Source organism: Kosakonia radicincitans DSM 16656 (assembly GCF_000280495.2).
Lineage (GTDB): Bacteria > Pseudomonadota > Gammaproteobacteria > Enterobacterales > Enterobacteriaceae > Kosakonia > Kosakonia radicincitans.
Window position 1 is genome coordinate 5,367,521 of record NZ_CP018016.1, and the last position, 23,674, is coordinate 5,391,194.

At 53.9% G+C, this 23,674-nt stretch carries 23 protein-coding genes; 10 read left to right on the top strand and 13 right to left on the bottom strand.

From position 1 onward, the window contains the following. Nucleotides 1-75: 75 nt before the first annotated feature. Both Y71_RS25825 and Y71_RS25830 read left to right on the top strand, forming a co-directional pair. A complete protein-coding gene (locus Y71_RS25825) occupies nt 76-1,806 on the top strand; it encodes a penicillin-binding transpeptidase domain-containing protein (protein WP_035942765.1) in 1,731 nt (576 codons plus the stop codon). Between the two features lie 100 nt (nt 1,807-1,906). Continuing rightward, on the top strand, nt 1,907-3,115 hold the full coding sequence (locus Y71_RS25830; protein ID WP_035886914.1) for an MFS transporter: 1,209 nt from the start codon (nt 1,907-1,909) through the stop codon (nt 3,113-3,115). Between the two features lie 33 nt (nt 3,116-3,148). Here Y71_RS25830 and gltP read toward each other — a convergent pair whose 3' ends face one another. Next, on the bottom strand, nt 3,149-4,462 hold the full coding sequence (gltP, locus tag Y71_RS25835; protein ID WP_007372496.1) for a glutamate/aspartate:proton symporter GltP: 1,314 nt from the start codon (nt 4,460-4,462) through the stop codon (nt 3,149-3,151). Between the two features lie 688 nt (nt 4,463-5,150). On the opposite strand from gltP, the gene acs reads away from it, so the two are divergent. The 3 genes from acs to actP all read left to right on the top strand — a co-directional run bounded on the left by acs (nt 5,151) and on the right by actP (nt 9,315). Continuing rightward, nucleotides 5,151-7,109 carry an acetate--CoA ligase gene (gene acs, locus Y71_RS25840; protein WP_007372494.1) on the top strand — a complete coding sequence of 653 codons (1,959 nt, stop codon included), beginning with the start codon at nt 5,151-5,153 and terminating at the stop codon, nt 7,107-7,109. 245 nt (nt 7,110-7,354) lie between these two features. After that, a complete protein-coding gene (locus Y71_RS25845; protein WP_172825161.1) occupies nt 7,355-7,669 on the top strand; it encodes a DUF485 domain-containing protein in 315 nt (104 codons plus the stop codon). Next, nucleotides 7,666-9,315: a cation/acetate symporter ActP gene (gene actP, locus Y71_RS25850; protein WP_007372492.1), complete on the top strand. Its 1,650-nt coding sequence runs from the start codon at nt 7,666-7,668 to the stop codon at nt 9,313-9,315. The genes Y71_RS25845 and actP overlap by 4 nt, the downstream gene beginning before the upstream one ends. Nucleotides 9,316-9,545: 230 nt before the next feature. On the opposite strand, the gene Y71_RS25855 is transcribed toward actP, so the two are convergent. Further along, entirely contained in the window at nt 9,546-10,028 is a 483-nt protein-coding gene (locus Y71_RS25855; RefSeq protein WP_007372491.1) for a hypothetical protein, read from the bottom strand. Nucleotides 10,029-10,544: 516 nt separating this feature from the next. Between Y71_RS25855 and yajD the strand changes: the two genes are divergently transcribed. Beyond that, the gene (yajD, locus tag Y71_RS25860) at nt 10,545-10,892 is read left to right on the top strand and encodes an HNH nuclease YajD (RefSeq protein ID WP_007372490.1); all 348 of its coding nucleotides are present in this window, start codon (nt 10,545-10,547) and stop codon (nt 10,890-10,892) included. A gap of 194 nt (nt 10,893-11,086) precedes the next feature. Continuing rightward, nucleotides 11,087-12,025, top strand: coding sequence for an omptin family outer membrane protease (locus Y71_RS25865; protein ID WP_007372489.1), 939 nt, complete (start codon nt 11,087-11,089; stop codon nt 12,023-12,025). Nucleotides 12,026-12,323: 298 nt separating this feature from the next. Here the strand turns inward: Y71_RS25865 and blaOXA are convergent, their stop codons facing one another. From blaOXA to Y71_RS25880, 3 genes are all read right to left on the bottom strand, one after another. Continuing rightward, nucleotides 12,324-13,127 carry a class D beta-lactamase gene (blaOXA, locus tag Y71_RS25870; protein ID WP_007372488.1) on the bottom strand — a complete coding sequence of 268 codons (804 nt, stop codon included), beginning with the start codon at nt 13,125-13,127 and terminating at the stop codon, nt 12,324-12,326. Nucleotides 13,128-13,166: 39 nt separating this feature from the next. Beyond that, the gene (locus Y71_RS25875) at nt 13,167-13,727 is read right to left on the bottom strand and encodes a GNAT family N-acetyltransferase (protein ID WP_035887096.1); all 561 of its coding nucleotides are present in this window, start codon (nt 13,725-13,727) and stop codon (nt 13,167-13,169) included. Between the two features lie 121 nt (nt 13,728-13,848). Beyond that, nucleotides 13,849-14,280, bottom strand: coding sequence for a VOC family protein (locus Y71_RS25880; protein ID WP_007372486.1), 432 nt, complete (start codon nt 14,278-14,280; stop codon nt 13,849-13,851). Nucleotides 14,281-14,541: 261 nt separating this feature from the next. Here Y71_RS25880 and Y71_RS25885 point away from each other — a divergent pair, with 261 nt between their 5' ends. Then, on the top strand, nt 14,542-15,453 hold the full coding sequence (locus tag Y71_RS25885) for a LysR substrate-binding domain-containing protein (protein ID WP_007372485.1): 912 nt from the start codon (nt 14,542-14,544) through the stop codon (nt 15,451-15,453). A gap of 84 nt (nt 15,454-15,537) precedes the next feature. Here the strand turns inward: Y71_RS25885 and Y71_RS25890 are convergent, their stop codons facing one another. Next, nucleotides 15,538-16,437: a LysR family transcriptional regulator gene (locus Y71_RS25890; protein ID WP_035886901.1), complete on the bottom strand. Its 900-nt coding sequence runs from the start codon at nt 16,435-16,437 to the stop codon at nt 15,538-15,540. A 163-nt stretch (nt 16,438-16,600) separates the two neighbouring features. Here Y71_RS25890 and attM point away from each other — a divergent pair, with 163 nt between their 5' ends. Both attM and Y71_RS25900 read left to right on the top strand, forming a co-directional pair. Next, entirely contained in the window at nt 16,601-17,392 is a 792-nt protein-coding gene (attM, locus tag Y71_RS25895) for an AttM family quorum-quenching N-acyl homoserine lactonase (RefSeq protein ID WP_035942760.1), read from the top strand. Between the two features lie 141 nt (nt 17,393-17,533). Then, nucleotides 17,534-18,448, top strand: a complete 915-nt coding sequence (locus Y71_RS25900; protein ID WP_007372482.1) for a LysR family transcriptional regulator — start codon at nt 17,534-17,536, stop codon at nt 18,446-18,448. A gap of 1 nt (nt 18,449) precedes the next feature. On the opposite strand, the gene Y71_RS25905 is transcribed toward Y71_RS25900, so the two are convergent. The 7 genes from Y71_RS25905 to Y71_RS25935 all read right to left on the bottom strand — a co-directional run bounded on the left by Y71_RS25905 (nt 18,450) and on the right by Y71_RS25935 (nt 23,672). Continuing rightward, on the bottom strand, nt 18,450-19,130 hold the full coding sequence (locus tag Y71_RS25905) for a DUF1989 domain-containing protein (RefSeq protein WP_007372481.1): 681 nt from the start codon (nt 19,128-19,130) through the stop codon (nt 18,450-18,452). A gap of 14 nt (nt 19,131-19,144) precedes the next feature. Next, nucleotides 19,145-19,813 carry an amino acid ABC transporter permease gene (locus Y71_RS25910; protein ID WP_007372480.1) on the bottom strand — a complete coding sequence of 223 codons (669 nt, stop codon included), beginning with the start codon at nt 19,811-19,813 and terminating at the stop codon, nt 19,145-19,147. Continuing rightward, entirely contained in the window at nt 19,813-20,463 is a 651-nt protein-coding gene (locus Y71_RS25915) for an amino acid ABC transporter permease (protein WP_007372479.1), read from the bottom strand. The genes Y71_RS25910 and Y71_RS25915 overlap by 1 nt, the downstream gene beginning before the upstream one ends. A gap of 3 nt (nt 20,464-20,466) precedes the next feature. Further along, nucleotides 20,467-21,114, bottom strand: coding sequence for an urea carboxylase-associated family protein (locus tag Y71_RS25920; RefSeq protein ID WP_035886900.1), 648 nt, complete (start codon nt 21,112-21,114; stop codon nt 20,467-20,469). Beyond that, the gene (locus tag Y71_RS25925) at nt 21,098-21,730 is read right to left on the bottom strand and encodes a DUF1989 domain-containing protein (protein ID WP_007372477.1); all 633 of its coding nucleotides are present in this window, start codon (nt 21,728-21,730) and stop codon (nt 21,098-21,100) included. Before Y71_RS25925 ends, Y71_RS25920 begins: the two co-directional genes overlap by 17 nt. Nucleotides 21,731-21,732: 2 nt before the next feature. Beyond that, the gene (locus Y71_RS25930) at nt 21,733-22,569 is read right to left on the bottom strand and encodes a transporter substrate-binding domain-containing protein (protein WP_007372476.1); all 837 of its coding nucleotides are present in this window, start codon (nt 22,567-22,569) and stop codon (nt 21,733-21,735) included. Nucleotides 22,570-22,820: 251 nt separating this feature from the next. Beyond that, on the bottom strand, nt 22,821-23,672 hold the full coding sequence (locus Y71_RS25935; RefSeq protein WP_007372475.1) for a MurR/RpiR family transcriptional regulator: 852 nt from the start codon (nt 23,670-23,672) through the stop codon (nt 22,821-22,823). Between the last annotated feature and the right edge of the window lie 2 nt (nt 23,673-23,674).

The following is a 23,674-nucleotide window of genomic DNA, read 5'->3' on the forward strand; positions in this document are numbered from 1 at the left end:
TCTTCTGTCATCTGCTGGCATGTTTACCTATAACTAACAGGTAAATGTGCTCATTGATGATTGCCGCGAAACCCCATGCCCCCTGTTAAAAAACACCGTAGAGAAGATCACCCCAGTTCCTCATTTAACCTGAACAGGTATCACCTGCTTTCTCTTGTGATTCTGGTGTTTTTGGCGCTCCTGCTGGCCCGCGTTGCCGACCTGCAACTGCTCAATCACCCGATGCTGGAGCATGAAGCCGATCAGCGTTCATTACGCACCATTACGCTACCGACCAACCGCGGCACGCTGGTGGATCGTGATGGCCAGGCGCTAGCCCTGAGTGTGCCTTCGCGCGACATCATTGCCGATCCGAAACGCATTCTCGAGGCGAATCCTGATTTTACCAGCCCGAAGTGGGCTTACCTCGCCGCAGCGCTCAATGTCAGCCCGCAAGCCCTGCGGGCGCAGCTTACGGCGAATCCCACGAAGCACTTCCTCTACCTGGGCCGAAAAATCGAACTCGGTATCGCCAAAGATATTGCCGCGCTGCATCTGAAAGGGATCACGACCGAATATGACGACAGCCGCTTTTATCCTATGGGAGAAGCTGCCGCGCCGCTTTTAGGCATCGTGGGCGCTGATAACACGGGGCTGAATGGGCTGGAAAAAAGTTATAACACCATTCTTGAAGGCAAACCGGGCCAGGAAGAGTACCGCCAGGACGGTGATGGCCACCTGATTTCCGTGGTCAATTACGAACCGCCGCAGCAACCGCCAACCGTTCAGCTCAGCATCGACAAGTTCGATCAATACACACTTTACAGCGCATTACGTGATGGCGTGCTGCTCAACAAGGCGGATTCAGGTGCGGCTGTGCTGGTGAAAATCGACACCGGCGAGATTCTGGGAATGGCGTCTTACCCTTCGTTTAATCCCAACAATTACGAAAGCGCCACCACGATGCAAATGCGCAACACGGCCATTAACGATAGCTATGAACCGGGTTCAACCGTGAAGCCGCTGGTGGTTCTCGAAGGGCTGGAGCGCCATTTAATCCAGCCGAACTCGGTTCTTGATACCTCGCCTTACGTCGTCAACGGGCATTTGATACGGGATGTCGGGCACTGGCCGCGCCTGACGATAACCGGCATTTTGCAGAAATCGAGCGATACGGGCGCGTCCCACATTGCGCTTGCCATGCCTGCTCAGGCGCTGGTGAATACCTACCAGGCGTTTGGCCTCGGCAAACCTACCGGGCTGGGCTTAACGGGCGAGAGTGTGGGTTACTTTCCCTTACACCGCCAGCGCTGGGCCGATATTGAACGCGCAACGTTCTCTTTTGGCTACGGCCTGCGCGTAACGCCGCTGCAGATCGCACGGGAATATGCGACGCTGGGCTCGTTCGGTATCTATCGCCCTCTTTCCATCACCAAAGTCACGCCGCCGGTGATGGGCGTCAGAGTGGCGAATCCGGCCACCGCGAAAACCGTCGTGTATATGATGGAAAGCGATGTTTTACCCGGCGGCTCAGGTTTACGCGCGGCGGTACCGGGCTATCAGCTTGCCACCAAAACCGGTACGGCGGAAAAAATGGGTACCGACGGGAAGTACGATGGCGGCTACGTCAACTACACCGCAGGCGTTGCCCCGGCCAGCCACCCGGAAGTGGCGCTGGTGGTGATGGTTAACCATCCGACAGTGGGCGATCACTTTGGTGGCTCGGTCGCGGCGCCGATTTTCGGCAAAATCATCGGCCCGGTACTGAAACATATGAACATCGCGCCTGATGCCATCAGCAATAAACCCTCCGTAAATGCATCCTGATGCCGGGAGGCTCACGCGGCGGTGTCACGATGGGGCGTAACGTCTGACAGGTGTGGCAAACCGCCCGGTAGTGTAATGTCATCAACAGAATCCCCTGATAATGAGAGCGCAGGTGTTGAACTCCACGGAAGCAGAATTACCGGTCAGCCAGCAGAACCACAACATTGCGCGTCTCGCGACAGCACAGGCGCTGGCTGGCGCTAACTCGGTCGTCTTTTACGCCACCGGCGCGATAGTCGGTAATACCCTCGCGCCGAGCAGCACGCTGGCAACACTGCCCGTCACAGTTTTTGTTCTGGGGATGGCGGCCTGCATTCTGCCGTTTGGCGCGCTGGCTCGCCGTCGGGGCAGACGGGCTGCCTTTATGACCGGCACTGGCGCAGGCGTGTTGACCGGGCTGCTGGCCTCGCTAGCGGTCGTGCTCGGTTCCTTTTCCCTGTTCTGCCTGGCGGCTTTTTTCGGCGGCGCGTACGCGGCTGTTGCGCTCTCGTTTCGCTTTGCTGCCACCGATGGCGTGGGCAGCGAACGACGGGCGCGCGCGTTATCGCTGGTGATGGGCGGCGGCGTCGTAGCGGGCGTACTTGGCCCGATGCTGGTCACCGGCACCATGAATGCCTTGCCGGAGCATACTTTTGCCGTTACCTTTCTCGCGCAGGCAGCGGTCGCGGCGCTTGCCGCAACGGTACTGCTCGGCGTCAAATCCCCTGCCGTTGTCGCTCACGCGCAGCACGGCGGCCGCCCACTTCATGAAATAGCCCGCCTGCCGGGCTTTCGTCGCACCGTGTTTGGCGGCGCGGTGGCCTATATGGTGATGAACTTCCTGATGACTGCCGCGCCGCTGTCGATGCATCAGCACGGCCTTTCTCAGCAGGCAGCGAATCTGGGCATTCAGTGGCATGTGATTGCGATGTACGGGCCGGGCTTTTTTACCGGCAAACTGATTCAGCGCTTTGGCGCCAGCCGCATTGGCGCTGCGGGATTATTGATCACCGCCCTCTCCGTGCTCGCCGGTCTGCTCGGTACTGACATCCTGCATTACTGGCTGTCGCTGATCCTGCTTGGCATCGGCTGGAACTTTGGTTTTACCGGCGCTTCGGCGAAGATCATTGAGTTTCACCGCCCGGAAGAGAAAACCCGCGTCCAGTCACTGAATGACTTTATTGTCTTTGGCGTGATGATTGTCGGCTCTTTCTCCTCCGGCGCACTACTTAATGCCTTCGGCTGGAATGCGGTGCTGTGGGGATCGCTGGTGCCGGTGGTGGCGGGTTTTCTGGCGATGATGGGCAAAAGCCACACGGTAAAGGGATAAAAAAATCCCTCCGTGAAGGAGGGATTGAGCAGTTTACTGACCGGCTGTTTTATCAAATTTGCCCAGCATTTCGCGCTCGTAGGCCAGCGCTTTTTTGCGGTCGAATTTGTGTTCCCACTTGGCAATGACCAGCACCGCCAGCGCATTCCCCACCACGTTCAGCGCGGTACGCGCCATATCGAGGATACGGTCAACACCGGCGATAAAGGCCAGCCCTTCCAGCGGAATACCGACGCTGCCCAGCGTCGCCAGCAATACCACGAAGGAGACGCCCGGAACGCCCGCGATGCCTTTTGAGGTCACCATCAGCGTCAGCACGAGGATAATCTCCTGCCACAGCGACAGATCGATACCGTACAACTGCGCAATAAAGATGGCGGCAATACTCTGGTACAGCGTTGAACCGTCGAGGTTAAAGGAGTAACCGGTCGGCACCACGAAGCTGGTAATGGAAGCAGGCGCGCCGTAGGCTTCCATTTTTTCGATAATACGCGGCAGCACGCTCTCTGAACTGGCGGTTGAGTAGGCCAGAATCAGCTCATCTTTCAGGATGCGGATCAGGATCCAGATGCTCAGCCCGCAGATGCGCGCCACAATGCCCAGCACCACCAGCGCGAAGAACAGGATCGCGAAGTAAACCAGAATCACCAGCTTCGCCAGCGGCCACAGCGAGGCAAAACCGAAGTTCGCCACCGTTACCGAGATCAGCGCGAACACGCCGACCGGCGCATAGCGCATCACCATATGGGTGACTTTAAACATGGTTTCGGAAATAGAACGGAACACGGTCACCAGCGGCTCGCGGTGCGATGCCGGCAGCGATGACAGCCCCAGGCCAAACAGCACCGAGAAGAAGATGATCGGCAGCATATCGCCCTTCGCCATCGACGCGATGATATTGGTCGGCACCAGCGACAGAATCGTCCCCATCAGGCCGTGGGCGTGGCTTTGCACATCCGCGGTGGTGCTTTGGTATTTCGAAATATCCACCGTGGCCAGCTGCGACATATCGATTCCCGCCCCCGGCTGGAACACATTCGCCAGCGTAATACCGAGCACGATCGCAACCGTAGTGATCACTTCGAAATAGATGATGGTTTTCGCGCCAATACGGCCAAGCTGTTTCGCGTCGCCCACACCAGCAATCCCGACAATCAGCGTCGAGATAACAATCGGCACCACGATCATTTTGATCAGATGAATAAAGATATCGCCCGCAGGAGACAGGAGATTCGCAATCAGCCATTCGCGGCTGTCGCTGTGATAATGCAGGTAACTACCCAGAAGAATACCCAGCACAAGGGCTAGCAGAATCTGCCAGGCCAGGCTGATTTTCATGTTTTTCATAACTACAGACTTCCTCAATGAAGCGCCATTCCATGCTCGGGAACGACACATACTGAAAGGGTATGATTAACGTCGCACGGTATTGCGGGGTTTTTTAACGCGCATTATCAGTATCATTTGCAGGGTGTAACGCGCAACCCTATACCGGGAGGGGGTTTGACTGATTTTTTAGCTAAAAGCCGTCTTTTATTTCAGTTATTAATAATAAGTATTTGTTATACAAAAAATTTCAATCTGCTGAATTCCAATATTTCCGTCAGGAAATTATTCCGCAAAATTTGTTCATTTGCGTATTTTTTAATCATTAGAAATGTCGCAGGGGTCGCTTCATACCGGAAATTTCGTCTGCTATTTGTCATTAACTCAGTGAATAGTACCTGCTAAAAATAATTACGACGCTATTGGTTCCGCAATGTATTTTCAGCAGGTTGCCATAGCGCATTATTCTGCAACGCTATTAAGTGTAATCGAACCGTCACATTCCATAACCTGCTGTTATGAGTCATTTTTCTTCTTCCTGCCGCTATTTTTCATTTCTGCATTACACCAGCGCATTTATTTTGCTGCTTTTTTACTGAATCTCATCAATGCGTGATCTATCGCTCAAATAGTAAACAAAGCTTGTAAAGGCCCTACAATTAACGTTCTTGTGACATATTATTAACATCTTACAAGGAGAGCAATTGCCATGAGCCAAATACATAAACACGATATTCCCGCCAATATTGCGGAACGTTGCCTGATCAATCCGGAGCAGTATGAAGCCAAATATCAGCAATCCATCACCGACCCTGACACATTCTGGGGCGAGCAGGGAAAGATCCTCGACTGGATCACGCCGTATAAAACGGTGAAAAACACCTCCTTCGCACCCGGCAATATTTCGATTAAATGGTATGAAGACGGCACATTAAACCTGGCCGCCAACTGCCTTGACCGCCACCTTGCCGAACGCGGCGACCAGACGGCCATTATCTGGGAAGGCGATGACGCCAGCCAGAGTAAAAAAATCACCTATCGCGAGCTGCACCGCAGCGTATGCCAGTTTGCCAATGTGCTGGTCGATCTCGGGATTAAGAAAGGTGATGTTGTCGCGATTTACATGCCGATGGTGCCGGAAGCGGCAGTCGCGATGCTCGCCTGCGCCCGTATCGGCGCGGTGCATTCGGTGATTTTCGGCGGCTTCTCGCCGGAAGCGGTAGCCGGACGCATTATTGATTCCAGTTCCCGGCTGGTGATCACCGCCGACGAAGGTGTTCGCGCCGGTCGTAATATTCCGCTGAAGAAAAATGTTGATGACGCGCTGAAAAACCCGAACGTTAACAGCGTTGAGCATGTCGTGGTTCTGAAACGTACCGGCGGCAAAATCGACTGGAACGCCGGCCGCGATCTGTGGTGGAACGAGCTGACCGAAAAAGCCAGCGACCAGCATCAGCCGGTGGAAGTTGGCGCGGAAGATCCGCTCTTTATCCTCTATACCTCCGGTTCAACCGGCAAACCGAAAGGCGTGCTGCACACCACCGGCGGTTATCTGGTTTATGCCGCGACGACCTTTAAATATGTCTTTGATTATCATCCGGGCGATGTTTACTGGTGTACAGCCGATGTCGGCTGGGTGACCGGCCACAGCTATTTGCTCTACGGGCCGCTGGCCTGCGGTGCCATCACGCTGATGTTTGAAGGCGTGCCGAACTGGCCAACCCCGGCGCGCATGAGCCAGGTGGTGGATAAACACCAGGTCAATATTCTCTACACCGCACCGACGGCGATCCGCGCACTGATGGCAGAAGGCGACAAAGCCATCGAGGGCACTGACCGCTCTTCGCTGCGTATTCTCGGTTCAGTAGGCGAGCCCATTAACCCGGAAGCGTGGGAGTGGTACTGGTCGAAGATCGGCAACGGTAAATGCCCGGTTATGGACACCTGGTGGCAGACGGAAACCGGCGGTTTTATGATCACCCCGCTGCCCGGCGCAACGCGCCTGAAAGCCGGTTCGGCAACCCATCCGTTCTTTGGCGTGCAACCGGCGCTGGTGGATAACGAAGGGAATGTGCTTGCGGGCGCGACCGAAGGTAACCTGGTGATCACCGATTCCTGGCCAGGCCAGGCGCGTACGCTGTTTGGCGATCACGAGCGTTTTGAACAGACCTACTTCTCCACCTTCAAAAACTGCTACTTCAGCGGCGACGGCGCGCGTCGTGACGAAGAGGGCTATTACTGGATCACCGGCCGCGTGGACGATGTGCTGAACGTTTCCGGGCACCGCCTGGGTACCGCTGAGATTGAATCGGCGCTGGTTTCGCATCCGAAAATCGCCGAAGCCGCCGTAGTGGGTATTCCGCACAACATCAAAGGCCAGGCGATTTATGCCTATGTCACGCTGAACCACGGTGAAGAACCATCGCCGGAACTCTACACCGAAGTGCGTAACTGGGTGCGTAAAGAGATTGGCCCGCTGGCAACGCCGGATGTACTGCACTGGACAGATTCGCTGCCGAAAACACGCTCCGGCAAAATCATGCGCCGCATCCTGCGCAAAATCGCGGCGGGCGATACCAGTAACTTCGGCGATACCTCGACGCTCGCCGATCCTGGCGTCGTGGAAAAACTGCTCGAAGAGAAACAGGCCATTACCATGCCGTCTTAAGAATCGTAACACCCTGCCGGATAAGGCGTCAGCCACTATCCGGCTGACAAACAAAACCATAACGCTCTCCTTATAAGGAGAGGAAACAATCACCTCACCCTACAGTTCCCAATGGATTTCGTGTTGCAGGAAGGCGGCAAACGCACACATCCCCAGGCGCATAGATAACTGTGTGACTGGGGTGGGCATGTGCGGCCAACGAACCTGCGGCGCGAAAGACTACGGGGAGACCTCTGGAGAATTCTGTGATGAATAACATTTATCAACAGATAGAAAACAGTGCGCATTTCAGGGAGTTAGTTGAAAGACGGCAACGGTTTGCCTTTTCCCTTTCCATCATCATGCTGATTATCTACGTCGGCTTTATTCTGCTTATCGCTTTTGCGCCGCACTGGCTCGGTACGCCGCTGCACGAAGGCACCAGCGTGACGCGCGGCATCCCGATTGGGATTGGCGTGATTGTGATTTCGTTTGTGCTGACCGGCGTCTACGTCTGGCGGGCAAACGGTGAGTTTGATCGTCTGACCAAAGCCGTGCTAAGCGAGGTAAAAGCATCATGAAACGAGTCCTGACGGCGCTGGCCGCCACACTTCCTTTCACGGCGCACGCCGCCGATGCCATTACCGGCGAGGTACAACGCCAGCCAACCAACTGGCAGGCGATTATCATGTTTGTGATTTTCGTGGCGCTCACCCTGTACATCACTTACTGGGCGTCGAAACGCGTGCGTTCGCGTAACGATTACTACACCGCGGGCGGCAATATTACCGGTTTTCAGAACGGGCTGGCGATTGCCGGTGACTTTATGTCGGCGGCCTCCTTCCTCGGGATTTCCGCGCTGGTGTACACCTCCGGCTATGACGGGCTGATTTACTCGCTGGGCTTCCTTGTCGGCTGGCCGATTATCCTGTTTTTGATCGCCGAACGGCTGCGCAACCTTGGGCGCTATACCTTCGCCGACGTGGCCTCGTACCGCCTGAAACAGGGGCCGATTCGCACCCTTTCCGCCTGCGGTTCGCTGGTGGTGGTCGCGCTGTATCTGATTGCGCAGATGGTGGGTGCCGGGAAGCTTATCGAGCTGCTGTTCGGCCTGAACTATCACGTCGCCGTGGTACTGGTTGGCGTGCTGATGGTGCTGTATGTGCTGTTCGGCGGCATGCTCGCCACCACCTGGGTACAAATTATCAAAGCGGTATTGCTGCTGTTTGGCGCAAGTTTTATGGCCTTTATGGTGATGAAACACGTCGGTTTCAGCTTCAATAACCTGTTCACCGAAGCGATGGCGGTGCATCCGAAAGGCGCGGCAATCATGAGCCCTGGCGGGCTGGTGAAAGATCCGATCTCCGCCCTGTCGTTAGGCCTGGGCCTGATGTTCGGCACCGCCGGTTTGCCGCATATCCTGATGCGTTTCTTCACCGTCAGCGATGCGCGGGAAGCCCGTAAAAGCGTGTTCTACGCCACCGGTTTTATGGGTTACTTCTACATTCTGACCTTTATCATCGGCTTTGGCGCGATCATGCTGGTCGGCGCGAATCCGGCGTTTAAAGATGCGGCGGGCACGCTGATTGGCGGTAACAATATGGCAGCGGTTCACCTTGCCGATGCGGTTGGCGGCAACCTGTTCCTCGGCTTTATTTCCGCCGTGGCGTTCGCCACCATTCTGGCAGTGGTCGCCGGGCTGACGCTGGCGGGCGCGTCGGCGGTCTCGCACGATCTCTACGCCAACGTGTTCCGTAAAGGCGCGACCGAGCGCCAGGAACTGAAGGTATCCAAAATCACCGTGCTGGTGCTCGGCGTGGTCGCCATTTTGTTGGGCATTCTGTTTGAGAAGCAGAACATCGCCTTTATGGTCGGTCTGGCCTTCTCCATTGCCGCAAGCTGCAACTTCCCGATTATTCTGCTCTCGATGTACTGGTCGAAACTGACCACGCGCGGTGCGATGATCGGCGGATGGCTTGGCCTGCTGACGGCGGTGATTTTGATGATCCTCGGCCCGACCATTTGGGTACAGATCCTCGGCCACGCCACCGCGGTCTTCCCGTATGAGTATCCGGCGCTGTTCTCGATTGCTGTCGCGTTTATCGGCATCTGGATCTTCTCCGCTACCGATAACACCGAAGCGGGCAAGCTGGAACGCGAGCAGTTCCGCGCGCAGTTTATTCGCTCGCAGACCGGTATTGGTATCGAACAGGGTCGCGCACATTAATCCCCCTGCCCCGGTCAGCCATGGCCGGGGATCATATTGGTTCCGCCGACGCCACCCGCAATCCAGGTTGCGCCGACACATCCATAAAAGCGCCGGAATTCGGCCTTCCCCCGAAAAACAAAGCATGCCGCTGTCGAGGCAGCCAGCGGCAATGCAACAATAGAAGATAACGTTCAGGTTTTTAATCCTGAAAAAACATTGTACGTATCAATTATAAATCGGATGAAAATCTATTCTGTTATTAACGAGATCCAGTCGCTGGGTATATCCGTAAAAAATGTGGCTTCCTGCGTGACGGTTCTTGTTCCTACAATAACGTATTGACTTAAATCCGGGTTAACATCCGTTAAAATATAGTACGGTTTGCGCCCGGACATACTCCCCTGATTTTCCAGCTGCGCGCCCACACTGCCATCGGTTTTAAATTCAAAATACAGCGCATTAGCCGGAACGGTGATTTTATATTTATAAGTACCATAGGAGGCGCCATCGAGAATACATGAGGCGGAGACGGAATCGCCTTTTGCATTACTGATAATATAACCGCCAATATCCGCAAGACTCTTATAATTATTGTCTTTAATAATCTTTTGAATATAGGCAATCGCCTGGCCTGGCGTTCGCCCTCTGCACGACACTATTTGTGGCTGGAATCCCGTTTTCTGGATTTCGGCAAGCTCCCGTTTATCCCCACGATAATAAACAGATGACATATCTTTATCTCCTCATGGCAATGACACTCCCGCAACATAATGCGTTTCTGTCATTAGGGTTGTAATACGAACGTTTTAGACATCAAGGGTGTTAGTGATTTTTTATTTGCACAGCAAATCGGTTTATTAAGAGGAAATAAGCGGAACACGCCGATTTACGCTGTATAACCAACCGGTTCATCAAGCAAATAACAGTTTTAAAAGTAACAGCATCAATAAGAAAAGAAATCAGGCTTTTGGCGTAGACCTTTTATCCTGATGAACAGCACGCGGATGTAAACAGGTCATCGTGTTTAACGCGATAACATGGCGGTAATTAAGGGAATTTACCGGAAAGAGCCAGTATAGGGCAGCGAATACTATCCCGGGGACATCCTGAACAGAGGCTTCGAGCCTGAGTCGGCCCATGTTCTTTTTCCCGTCAGCGCATGTGCGGCAAAACAATGATGCTCCATCTCTTTCTGTTCTATTATGGGATATTATCAAACTATCTCTTTGTAACAGGCGGCATCGGCAATGGCTTTGATCCCAAAAAACTACGCGCGGCTGGAAAGCGGCTACCGTGAGAAAGCACTAAAAATCTACCCGTGGGTGTGTGGACGCTGTTCGCGGGAGTTTGTTTATTCAAACCTGCGTGAATTGACGGTTCACCATATCGATCATGACCATACCAATAACCCGGAAGATGGCAGCAACTGGGAGCTATTGTGTCTGTATTGCCATGACCACGAACACTCAAAATACACGGAAGCGGATCAGTACGGCGCCACCGTTGTGGCGGGGGAAGATGCACAAAATGATGTCGGTGCAGCAACCTATAATCCGTTTGCCGATTTGAAGTCGATGCTTAACAAGAAGAAATAGTGCCAGCAGCGTCTCCTTCGGCAAAAAACGGTCGGTGTGCGGCACTTCGTCTGCTTGCAGATTGAATCCAGCCGGTTCCTTGCTCATGACATAAGGTTGCAAAAAATTACCAAAACTGGCAGTTGATTGTTATTTGTATGACTTTTAATATTCACTCGCAACTTATTGATTAAATTTGCCTTAGGGATATAAAAATGAAAAAAAGTAGTGTTGCAGTGATGATGATGGCCGCGTTTTCAGGAGCAGTTTATGCAGGACCGGCGCAATTTACGCCGGATTTTTCCCCGGAGAGTTTAACGGTTTCAGCCTCGGGTGGGATGCTGAGCGGGAAATCCCATGAGATGGTTTACGACGAAGTCACTGGGCGTAAAATCAGCCAACTCGACTGGAAACTCAAAAATGTCGCCATTCTGAAAGGCGATATTTCCTGGGATGCATACTCGTTTCTGACACTGAACGCCCGCGGCTGGACATCTATGGCATCTGGCTCCGGTCATATGGATGATTATGACTGGTTGAACGACAAGCAATCCGCATGGACAGACCACTCATCCCATCCAGCTACGCATGTTAATTATGCCAATGAATACGATCTCAATGTCAAAGGCTGGATATTCCAGGGCGAGAACTATAAAGCGGGTGTAACGGCAGGTTATCAGGAAACGCGTTTCAGCTGGACCGCTACCGGTGGTTCTTACAATTACGATAACGGGACAAATATCGGGAATTTCCCGGCCGGTGAACGTGGTATTGGTTATAGCCAGCGTTTCTCTATGCCATACATTGGCCTTGCTGGCCAGTATCGTATTAATGACTTTGAATTTAACGCGCTGTTTAAATTCAGTGATTGGGTCCGTGCTCATGATAACGACGAGCACTATATGCGCGACTTGACTTTCCGTGAGAAAACGTCAAGTTCACGCTATTACGGTGCATCAATTGATGCCGGATATTACGTCACACCGCAGGCCAAAGTTTTTGCTGAATTCGCCTATAGCCGTTTTGAAGAAGGCAAAGGCGGTACGCAAATTATTGATACCAACAGTGGCGAATCAGCATCTATTGGCGGAGATGCTGCCGGCATTTCTAACAATAACTATACCGTTACAGCCGGTCTGCAATATCGCTTCTGAAGCAGCGCAACGCGTATATCTTTAAAAAATACCGGGCCCCTGACGGGGCCTTTTTCATTAAAGGTGCCCGAATAAAGGGGGCAGCCCCATTGATTAATTTCTTATATTAGAAATGTCTATTCCCGGCACGAAGTGGGCCAGTACAGAGTTGCTATAAGCGAACAGCGGAAGCACCCTGGTATTCTAATAACCGACAGAGGCATTACTAACATGATCAACCTCGCCAAGGGAATCATCCAGTGTATTCGTGCAACCTGGATGCTACTGAACGCGTGGCTGTTACCTCCTGCCTTACCAATTACGGCTTCATGACCGCAGAGATTTGGTGAATAAGTTGATCGCGAGCCCGTATGCCAGCATTGGGCGAAAGCGCCTGTTCATCCTGAATCAGTTTAGCGAAAACGATTTTTTGGGTTCCTTTTGTTGCCCAGCCGACATACCAGCCATAGGCATTATTTGGATCGTATTTATTGTCCTGTCCCGGCGAACCTGTACCCGTCTTGCCGTGAATAATCCAGCCCTCAGGGCTGACATCATACCGGGTGATGTTATCCGTCATTTCGTACGCAATACTCTTCAATGGCAACTGACGGTTGACCACTTTCCTTAAAAAGGCGATTTGCTGAACAGGCGATACCTGTAATGATGACATCACCCATACGCCCTTTTGACCCGGTGCGCTGACATCAACGGCAGAAACATCTTTATTGCCGTAATCAAAAGCCCTCACATAGCGTTCAAAGGTCTGTTGCCCGAGCTTTCCCACAACCTGTTGTGAATACCAGAAAACAGAATATTTTAACCACGCGGTTGGATCGATTTTTTTCTTCCAGTTGTCACCGCCCCAGTCCGGGTATCCTGCTTTGTAGTCCCAGGCAGGTTCACTTTCGTTTTTTAATACTCCGGCATCAAACCCCATCAGGCTTATCGCTATTTTAAACGTTGAAGCGGGGGTCACTTGTTTATTGCATTCCTGACCCTCCTGCAAAATGACTTTTCCTGATTCGGCCGCAACGATCAGTGTACATAAGTCTTTGGAGAATGCATTTTGGGCGCAGAGAATAGAAATTAATGAGGCAATCACAGCTATATTATTTTTCATTGTTTTCCGGTGAAGTCTGGACGTTACTTAAAATGAACTTTATTTCTTTTCAAAAGAACAATCCCTGCAATAGTCGCTATTCAGCAGCGCATAAAGATACTCATCCCCCCACTCTCCTTTAAAAAAAATATTCTGCCGATAATGTGCTTCGCGGCGGAAACCAAGTTTTTCCAGTAAATTCACGGCACGTGTATTACGGGTGTCAACAACAGCAGTAAGCCGGTGCTTTGCAAAAGCATTAAAAAGCACCGCGATGAGGGCACGCATTGCCTCGCTGGCATATCCCTGCTTCTGATACCCCACATCAAAGGTCATGCCCAGTTCAGCCTGTCTTCCCTCATCAAAAAAATGGATACCGATGTCCCCTATTAGTACCCCATCTTCCCGCCGTTCAACAGCAAGCTGATACCAGGTTTCATCGCTGTTGAACGCCAGCGAATGCTGCTGTGCGTATAATTTCTCAGCATCCTGCAAAGTATAATGCTCCCAGCTCTGGAAACGGGCGACGTCAGGCTTGTCGCGGTAGCGTGCAAGCTGCGGTAGATCGGTTGGTTTCAACTTGCGTAATAATAATTGTTGAGTTTGTAGCGGCAACGCCAGTGCCATATTTTCTCCCTTATCGACTGTTATTTATTGGCTGGAACTTATTCGGCAACGTTAAACAATGATGTCGATACATTGAAAATGTACCTCGCACGCATATCCGTAATTAAACGCCAAGCTAACGGAAAGCCCGTATTGCTTCAAGCCCGACACGTTGCCCGAATGAAAGTTCTAAGGTATTCCCGTCAGGGTCTGCAAAAAAAACATAATAGCCGACCGGATCACCCAGATATTCCGGTGCTTTCCTTAATACACCGTCAGCGATTGCCATAGCGGTTTTACGATCAATTTCTTCGCGAGTTGCGCAGGCAACGCCAAGGTGACCAAAATTACCCAGCGGTGTATCAGTGATGTTATCCGCCTGTACCAGCACCAGCGCAAATGGGCGCGTATGATCGCTTAACCACGCAACCTTGCGGGCATCCGGGACGCCGGGTTCGCGCATATGTATAACTTCCATACCGGCATAGCGGCGATAGAAAGCAATACTTTTGTCCAAATCCCTGACCATAAATGCAACATGTGTGAATCCCACATCAATATCTTTCATACCCAGAATAACTCCTTATTAGCTCGTGGCTGGCATCATAAAAGCTCAAGTTAACTTTGGGTCAACAGGCGAGTTAAACTATAAGACCACTAATATTTGTAGTGGCGCAGGACGTCAGGTTCTGAGCTCTGCATGTCCGGTTTCTGCAACAGGAAATGTAGGTACATACCCTGAGTCACGACTCCCGTGGCGCATATTAATAACGTTGACGTCGCGGCAGGAAAAACGATTTAATTTCAGGTCGGTTTTCAGGAAAACTCAATGATGCGTGACCATCTCCCTTCCCTTAACGCCCTGAGGGCGTTTGAATCCGTTGCCAGGCATCTCAGCATGACCCGTGCCGGCCAGGAATTGCACGTCACGCCTGGGGCTATCAGCCTGCACATCAGGGAACTCGAACGGCAACTCGGACTTGCGCTCTTTCTGCGCAAAGGACGCGGACTGGTGCTCACAGCCGCCGGTGAGTCCTACTATTCTTCGATAAATTCGGCGTTTAGCCTGATGCGCGAAGCCACCAAATCTCTCGTGCAAGAGATGCAGGGAAATACCATAACACTGGCGTGCACGACAGGCTTTGCCACGCACTGGTTGCTTCCGCGGCTTCCTGATTTTGAGCGCGACTGCCCGGAAATTGATCTGCGTATCAGTGCCACTTCCCGCATTCAGTCCTTCATTACAGAGGGTATTGATATGGCAGTCCGACATGGCGATGGCCGCTGTGAGGACGCCGTCAGTGAAAAACTGATTGATGACGACTATATCGTGGTATGCACACCGACTGTGGCGAGGCTGTTGGGCGAACCACCTGCGCTTTCAGCGCTCAGTCGTGTAACGCTTCTGCATGATATGCACCGTGAGGACTGGGGCCGCTGGCTCGCTGAAGCGGGCGTCAGCCATGTGGATCCCCGTAAGGGGCCGCTTTACACCGATGGCAGCGGGGCCTGGCTTGCCATGCTGGCCGGAAGAGGCATGGCGCTGATGCGACGGGGGTTCGTTCAGGAAAACATTTTATCAGGTGAAGTGGTTTCACCCTTCATGAACACACTGAATACCGGACAGGCATATTGGCTCATTTATCCCCCTGAAGCGCTCATGCGACCTGCCATAGTGAAAGTGAGAACATGGTTAATGCAGCAGAGCGCAAAACAAACAATCGCAGGAGCTCACCGCTAAACAATTAGCCGTGATGGTGATTTTATGTATGCCTGCACGGGGCGACAGTAGAATATGAAATGGTTTCTTTTTAGCCACAGGCGCTTATTTTTGTTCATGAGCGGCTAAATCTGCGAGGCTGGCGCGAAGTTCGTTTTCAAGGAAAGCTGCACATATTCGGGTTTCAGCCGAAATGACGTTTGCTGGCGGATAAAGCAAACAGGCATTGAACGGCGGAACGACGTAGTCGGGTAAAACAGGCACAAGATTCCCCTGCGCAATATCTTGCCTGCAAACGGGAGATTGCAATACGCCGATGGCACTCCCTGCCAGAAGAAGAGTATGCAATGGCCGCCAGTGGCTGGCACTGAATGTTATCTTCACGGGCACACTGAGTAATGATTTGTCAGGAGCTATCAGGGCAACATGATTGTTCATAAACAAGCCCGCTACGCGTGCAAAGGCATGCCGGACAAGTTCAGCGGGCGAACCCGGCGTGCCATGGCGATGGAGATAAGCGGGAGAGGCGACCAGTAAACGCCCCACGCAGCCTAACTGACGGGCAATATAATACCCTTCCCCCATCTCCCCCAGACGCAATGAAATATCAACGCCTTCCGTAACCGGATCCGTCACAAGATCATTAAGTATCAGCTCTATTTGCAGATCGGGATGTTCAGCCTGAAGTTTTATCAGGGCTGGCATCAGCAACGCTTCTCCGGCCCCATAGGGCGCGGCGATACGCAGCGTTCCGTTAAGCGAATTTGTGGGATTGACGATTGCCAGTGCATGTTCTGCCGCAGCGACAGCATTTTTACTGCGTTCATAAAACAGAGTGCCGGAACTGGTGAGGGACATTCGACGCGTGTGACGTCGCAACAGGCGCGTACCAAGATGAGCTTCCAGACGCTCTATCCGTTCACTGACCGCCGGTTGTCCGATGCCGAGATCGCGGGCGGCGGCAGACATATTTCCCCGCTCGACCACCCGAATAAAAATGCGCATTGCCGCAAGGAGATCCATGCAGAGATTATATTGGTAAAACCGATAAATGATAGTGGCTGGCCATCTCTACCTGATGTTCGTGACGTCGCGGACAATACATTTCCTGTCGCTGTTCATGAAGTGACAGAGGCATAAATTCATTGAATTCCACAGGTAGAGATCAATGTCAGAAATAAAACTTTATATGCTGCAGTCGGGGTACCAGCGTTGCCAATATCATGACATCAGGATGAATCAGGGCAAGGGTGACAGCTACGTCATTCCCGTCCCCTGGTTTTTACTGACACATCCGCAGGGCAATACCGTTATTGACGGTGGCCTGGCTGTCGAAGGGTTGAACAATCCTCATGGCTACTGGGGAAATGCCGTTGAACACTATAAACCCATCATGGATGCCGATCAGGGTTGCGCCAGTCAACTGACGAATCTGGGCATATCACCGGAATCCGTGCGTTATGTTTTACTCTCCCACCTCCACTCTGATCATACAGGGGCGATTGGTCGCTTTCCTGCGGCTACGCATATTGTGCAACGTCAGGAGTATGACTATGCCTTTTCGCCGGACTGGTTTGCGGCCGGCGCGTATTGTCGGAAAGATTTTGATCGTGAAGGGTTGAAATGGCACTTCCTGAAAGGTCTGGCAACGGACGGTTTTGACCTGTACGGCGATGGTGTTTTACAGTCCTTTTTCACACCCGGTCATACGCCAGGGCATCAGTCCTTCATCGTCTCACTTCCCAGCGGAAGGGCATTTACTCTTGCGATAGACGCCGCTTACACACTCGACCATTTTTACGAGAAAGCCCTGCCCGGTTTGATGACTTCCGCCAGTGAAGCGGCACGTTCGGTCGCCAAACTCAGGGCGTTAACAGAAATGCACAATGCAGAGATTATCCCAGGCCACGATCCTGATATCTGGCCGCGTTATGTCATGAAAACGGAGGGGTATAACTAACCCGACATACAGTACCATCAGAACCGGTAAGCGCCCTTATACTCGTTTTCCAATAAATTCAGTGAGACGCCGTTACAGAGAGCGCACTTCCATTGCCGAAATGAATTAAACTCATCGCATACAGAGTTCCAGGGAATCATTATGGACATCAGAACGCTGCGCTATTTTGTCGAGGTGGTACGCCAGCAAAGTTTCACCCGCGCGGCGGAGCGCCTGTTCGTCACCCAACCGACCATCAGCAAGATGCTGAAAAATCTTGAGGATGAACTCAACTGCACGTTGTTGATTCGCGATGGTCGCAAATTACTGCTGACCGATACCGGCCGCGTGGTGTTTGAACGCGGCATGGCGATCCTCGCCGAATTCCGGCAACTGGAAACGGAGCTTGGCGATATCAATCATCTGAACAAAGGCCTGTTGCGCCTCGGCATTCCGCCAATGGTGGGCATGCTGATGGCCGGGCCGATCAGCTTGTTTCGCCAGCGTTATCCCGGCGTCGAGCTGAAAATTGCCGAATTTGGCGGTCTGACGGTGCAGCATGCGGTAAGCAATAGCGAGCTGGATCTGGCGATGACCGCGCTGCCGGTTGAAGATGACAGCGGCTTAGCGACAATGCCACTGTTCAGCTACCCAATGTGTGTGCTGGTACCTCGCTCCGGCAACTGGCTGAAACACGAAGCGGTCGCGCCGGAAGAGTTAGGCGAGCACCCTTTGCTTATCTACAACGAAGATTTTGCCCTCAGCCGCCAGCTGATGCAGCTCTTTAATCAGCACGGCGTGAAGCCGCGCATCGCTGTGCGGAGCGGGCAGTGGGATTTTCTGGCAGCGATGGTGCAGGCGGGCGTCGGCATAGCCATTCTGCCGGAACCGATCTGCCAGCGGCTGGATAAACAAACCCTGCGCTGGCTTCCTTTGCAGAGCGATTTACGCTGGCAACTGGGGATGATTTGGCGCGAAGGCGTCTATCTTTCCCACAGTGCGCAGGCGTGGTTAAGCTGTTGTGAAGGGTTCTGGCTTGAGTCGGACGCTCCATCATTGCCCACGGGGAAAGCGTAACTCAGGCGGCGTTGCCCGGCACCCACGGCCCTTGCAGATTCACCTGCGGAAATCCTGCCGTCAGAATACGCACTTCCACATCGCGCGGGGTGTTATCTCCCTGCCCCTGAATGCTGACGATATCCTGCGGGCAGGCCGAAAATGCCACATAGCAATCCATCTCCGCGCGCAGAATGATGTAATCCCCTGGCTTCGTCACGACCGGCAGCGTCTTCAGGGTAATGCCATCCGGCTGCACCTGGATATTCATGAAAATATTGAAGGATGCGAGATTGCCATGGGGCAGCATCACGCCCAGTTCCGCCATCCCTTCGTGCAGATTGTCATGGCAGTTACGATGCGGCTCGGTGCAGCCTAACAGTTCATAACGGCGGGCATCGCAGGCGGCCATAAATGTGTCGTGTACGCCCGGTGAAGTGTCCGCCACCAGCGTCAGAATCGGGTGGCGCTGGTCAGTGATAAAGCTGTCGCCCACGCGCGGATTGAGGCGCTGATTCCATACTCTTGTCGCTTCCATACACATATATTCGCTGACATCGCTGGCGTTATAGGCCCAGCAATCCACCACCTGCGTACCGTGCAGATTGATCACCTGCACCGCTTCCCCTTTATTTAAGCGCACGGCTTTGCCATAACGTGCCGGAACCGTAACCACCTCACGGTGCTGCAATTCAGCAGACATGATTCTCTCCTGGTTTATTCATGTTGCATGCCGCGACGATAGCGCGTCATACGGGATTCAAAATGGCGCGCCAGCCAGTCAAGCAGACTGTTCAGCAGCCAGTAACAGAGCGCGACCGTCAGGTAGATCTCCAGCGGCGCATAGGTTTCCGATATCGCCTGTTTGGCGGCGTACATAAACTCCTGTACCGAGACAATCGACAGCAGGGCCGAGTCTTTAATCAGGCCGATCATCAGACCAACCAGCGGCGACAGCATCTGCGGCAGGGTTTGCGGCAGCACCACATCGCGCAACTGCTCGCGGCGGCTGAGTCCGAGAACCCGGCAGGCTTCCCACTGCCCTTTGGGCAACGCCTCAATGGCCGCGCGGATCACCTGCGCAATATAGGGCGCGTAATAGAGCGTTAACGCCAGCACGCCGACAACCGGCGATGAGAGCGTGATGCCATACTCCGGCAGCACAAAATAGAGCAGATAAATCACCACCAGCAGCGGAAGCGCCAGCGTGATGTTGCTGTACACCCACAATAACCACTGCCAGAAGCGTGACGCTCGCATTAACGCCGCCGCCATTAACGCTCCCCACAGCAACGAACAGATCGCCGCCATCGCGCAGAGTTGCAATGTTGCCGCCATCCCTTCACCCAGCGAGGGAAGCGCATCAATAATGGCCTGCCAGTCCATCATGCCGGCCTCCGTTTCGCTTCCAGCCGCCGCGCAAGAGTGGTCAGCGGCAGCGCAATCAACAGATATCCCGCCGCCACCAGCAACAGTACCTGCGTGGCTTCATAGGTACGCGCGATGACGATCTGCCCGGCAAACGTCAGCTCCGTCAGCGCCACCACCGAGGCCAGCGGCGTGGTTTTCAGCAGAATGGTGAACTCATTCACCAGCATCGGCAGACTGGCGCGCAGCACCTGCGGGTTAATGACATACCACCAGGTGAGCAGGCGGCTCAGCCCCAGCGTCCGCGCTGCTTCCAGTTGCCCGGGCGTGACCAGGCTTCGGTTAACGCGCAGGATTTCAGCAACATACGCGCCGCTGTTTAAACCGATCGCCAGCACCGCCGCCAGCAACGGCTGCCCGCCAAGCCCCAGTTTCGGCAGGGTAAAAAACACCACAAACAGTTGCACAATCGCGGGCGTCCCGCGCATCAGGCTGACATACAAGCGGCCGAAGGTTCGCCAGATCCAGGCCCGGCGCAGTTGCAGGAAGCAGCCGAGTTGCCCCATCACCACGCTCACCAGCGACGCCAGCACCGTTAACAGCAGGGTCATCAGCAACCCGCGCCCTAACTCCGGCAACGCGGTCAGTACCTGTTGCTCCAGCCCCATTAATTACTCCGGGCCAAAGCCGGTCAGGTTTTCCGCCACCGACAACCGCAGCGGCGCGGGTTTATCATTCCCCTCAATGCCGGTATTGCAGGCGGAGACAATAAACTGCGTATCCATCACCACCCGGCAGGTAATGCTGTCGCCTGCCTGCGTGAGATTGGTTTCCGGCACAATGCGGCCGTCGCGCGTTAAGCGGACATGCATAAACAGGTTGATGGGATCGGGCAGTTTTGGCACGTTCATCCCCCGTCGCGCCAGTTCTGCGCTGACGGCTTCGATACACCCTTCGCCGTCATAGCCCTTTTCCGCCAGAAACGCGCGGGTCGATGCCGGTAGCAGCAGGTCGTGGCGTTTCACGCGATCTTTACCTAACACCATCATCGGGCGACGGCGGTTAGTGACCATACGCATACCAGAACCGAGCAGGTAGCTGTTGCTGAATACACGCGTGTGGTGCACCGAGAGCCAGACCGCCGGATCCTCCACACTAAAGCCAAACAGCGACGCCACTGCGCCATCGCCCATTGCCGTGATGCGCAATAACTGGCCGCGCAGCACGCGAATCGATCCGACGCTTCCGGCGGCTACATCCACCGGCGCCGCCAGCGGGCGCACCGCGTTTTCCACGAATTCCTCACGCATTAACAACATGGTGCGTCTCCTCTGTGGGGAAGTGGTCGCTGATGCGGATATCAATCGGCGTCACCTGTAACCCGTTGCCAGGAATGATGTCCTGCGGGCAGGATGAGACGGCGCAAATCAGATCGCACAGGGCTTCGAAAGTGATGTAATCCCCGGCTTTACTGTGCGGATCGGTCACTTCCATACGCCCGTCGGCGGTAACCGGGCCGTTCTGAAACAGGTTGAACGGCTCCGGCAACGTAAAGTACGTCACGCCGTGCGCTTTCATCCCTTCAAGCAGGTTATCCACGCAGTTGCGGTGCCCTTCGACACCGAAATCAACGCTAAACCGCGTCCGATCGCAGGCCGGTACGTTGGCGTCGTGAATGCCAATCGTGTCGGCAACGATGCGCAGCAGCGGGCGGTTTTCACTCGACCACAGCGCATCGCCCGGTGCAAAAAAGAGCGAGCGCAACTGCTGACGGGTATGCACCGGCGATAACTTCTCGTTCAGATTGTCAGCATTGACCGCCACAAAATCGGCGGCCTGCTGCCCTTCACTGTCGATAACGGTAATAAACTGCCCTTTACGCACACGGAAGGTTTTGCCGTGGCCCGCCGGAACCGTCAGGTGGGATTGGCACATAATTACTCCTGAGGAATGAAATCACTGGCCGGAACGGTAAAGGTGGTGCCGAGATACTGCTGTTGCAGTTGGGCCAACTGACCGCTTTTCTGCATCGCCAGAATGTGGTCGCTGATGGCTTTGTTCAGGCTGCTGTCCTCTTTGCGCGTCGCCCACGCCATCCATTGCGATGGCCCGACTTCGCCCACCTGCGCGACTTTACCGGCATACTTTTTCGCCACGGGTGCCAGCACTGAAATATCGTCATAGACGAAATCGGCGCGTTTGGTCATCAGCGTGCTGACAGTCTGATCGAGGGAATCGACGCTGATGATGGTGATCGGTTTTTTCCCGGCTTTTTTCAGCTCGCTATTAAAGCCTTTAAGCAGTTGCTCCGGCACGCTGGCAGTTTTCACCGCGCCGCGCAGGCCAGAGAGACTTTCCGGGCTCAGCGGCTTGCCGCTCAGGGCTTTCGCTTCATCCTCACGCACCAGAACGCCGTTCACCGTTTTGCTGTAAGGCACGGTAAAAAGCACTTTTTTGGCACGTTCGGCCGTCACATTAAGCGTGGAGCCTTCGGCATTGAACGCCCCGGAAATCAGCCCCGGCAAAATGCCGCTGAATGCGGTTTTCTGAAACTCCAGTTTTACACCGAGATCTTTGGCGAACGACTGCATGATCGCCACGCTATACCCGGTGATCTCGCCTTTATCGTCGGTGTATTCATACGGTGGAAAGGTGGGGTCGATGCCGACCGTCATTTTGCCGCTGCTCTTGATGTCGGACAGCGTATCGGCCTGTGCCTGCGCCAGTGTGCCCACGGAAAGAAGAGCGGCGATCAGCAGTGCTGTTTTTTTCATTGTGGTGTTTCCCTGGTGTTGGTGAAATGTCTTTTTCTGATGAGCACTTTTTGTGCCAGTTTTTTCACTACTGCTTAAACCGTCACCACAAGAAACATCTTTTCTTCATGAAATCATAAAGAAACATTTGTTTCTTTAATTTTTATTTTAATTTCTATTGTTTCTTAAAAGACGGCGCTACACCAGCCAGGGTAAGGCGACAGGCACTCTTTTGGGGAAAAATCTGGCGCAACCTGCGCCAGAATGGGGCGTTATTCGAGTTCGTCAAGGGATTGATGCAGCGCTTCAACCTGCGCAAGGTGATCGTTGCCGCTTTTGCCCATCTGGCGGGCCACCAGCGAACACAGCAGATTGCACACGCCGGAGAGGGCGACGGTGCTGTCAAATAGCATACTGCCATCGGTGTGGCAGCGAACCACCCATTGCGCATGGCGCGCCGGTTTGCCGGAGAGCACATCCGCCAGGTAAAGCATCGGCACTTGCCGTTCCGCCAGCGCGCTCATGGCGGCATCCAGCGCAGGCATCCGCCGCCGCAGGCCAACGCAGATCGCCACATCCTGTGGGCCGAGCGCCGCCAGATGTTCAGCCAGCGAATCGCCAGGCCGCGGCAACAATCGCACATCGGAGTGCACATGCACCAGGTCGCGATAGATCAATTGCGCAATAGTCTGGCTGTGCCGCCAGCCCATCACCACCACGCGACGCGCATGGGCAATGGCGGCAATCGCCTCCTGCAACTGCGCGCTATCCAGCGTGCGGTAGCTGTTCACCAGGTTAGCGATCTCTTTTTCCAGGTGCTGCTGCATTACGCTGTCCATCGGCGATGCGCCTGGCGCGGCTTGCAGGTAGAGCGGCGATCCGCTGCTTTGCATTTCGCGCGCCTGGCGGCGTGCTGCTTCATAACTCTCATAACCAAGATGGCGGAAAAAACGGGTGGTGGTGGCTTTGGAAACGCCTGCGCTTTGCGCCAGCTCGGTGGCGGTATTCATCGCCAGTTGTCCAGGAGCGGCAAGCAGTACATCTGCCAGCCGCTGCTCGTGGCTGGAGAGTTGATCCCAGTGCTGTCGGATCCGGCCTTCTAGCGATGCCGTTTTTGCACTCATGG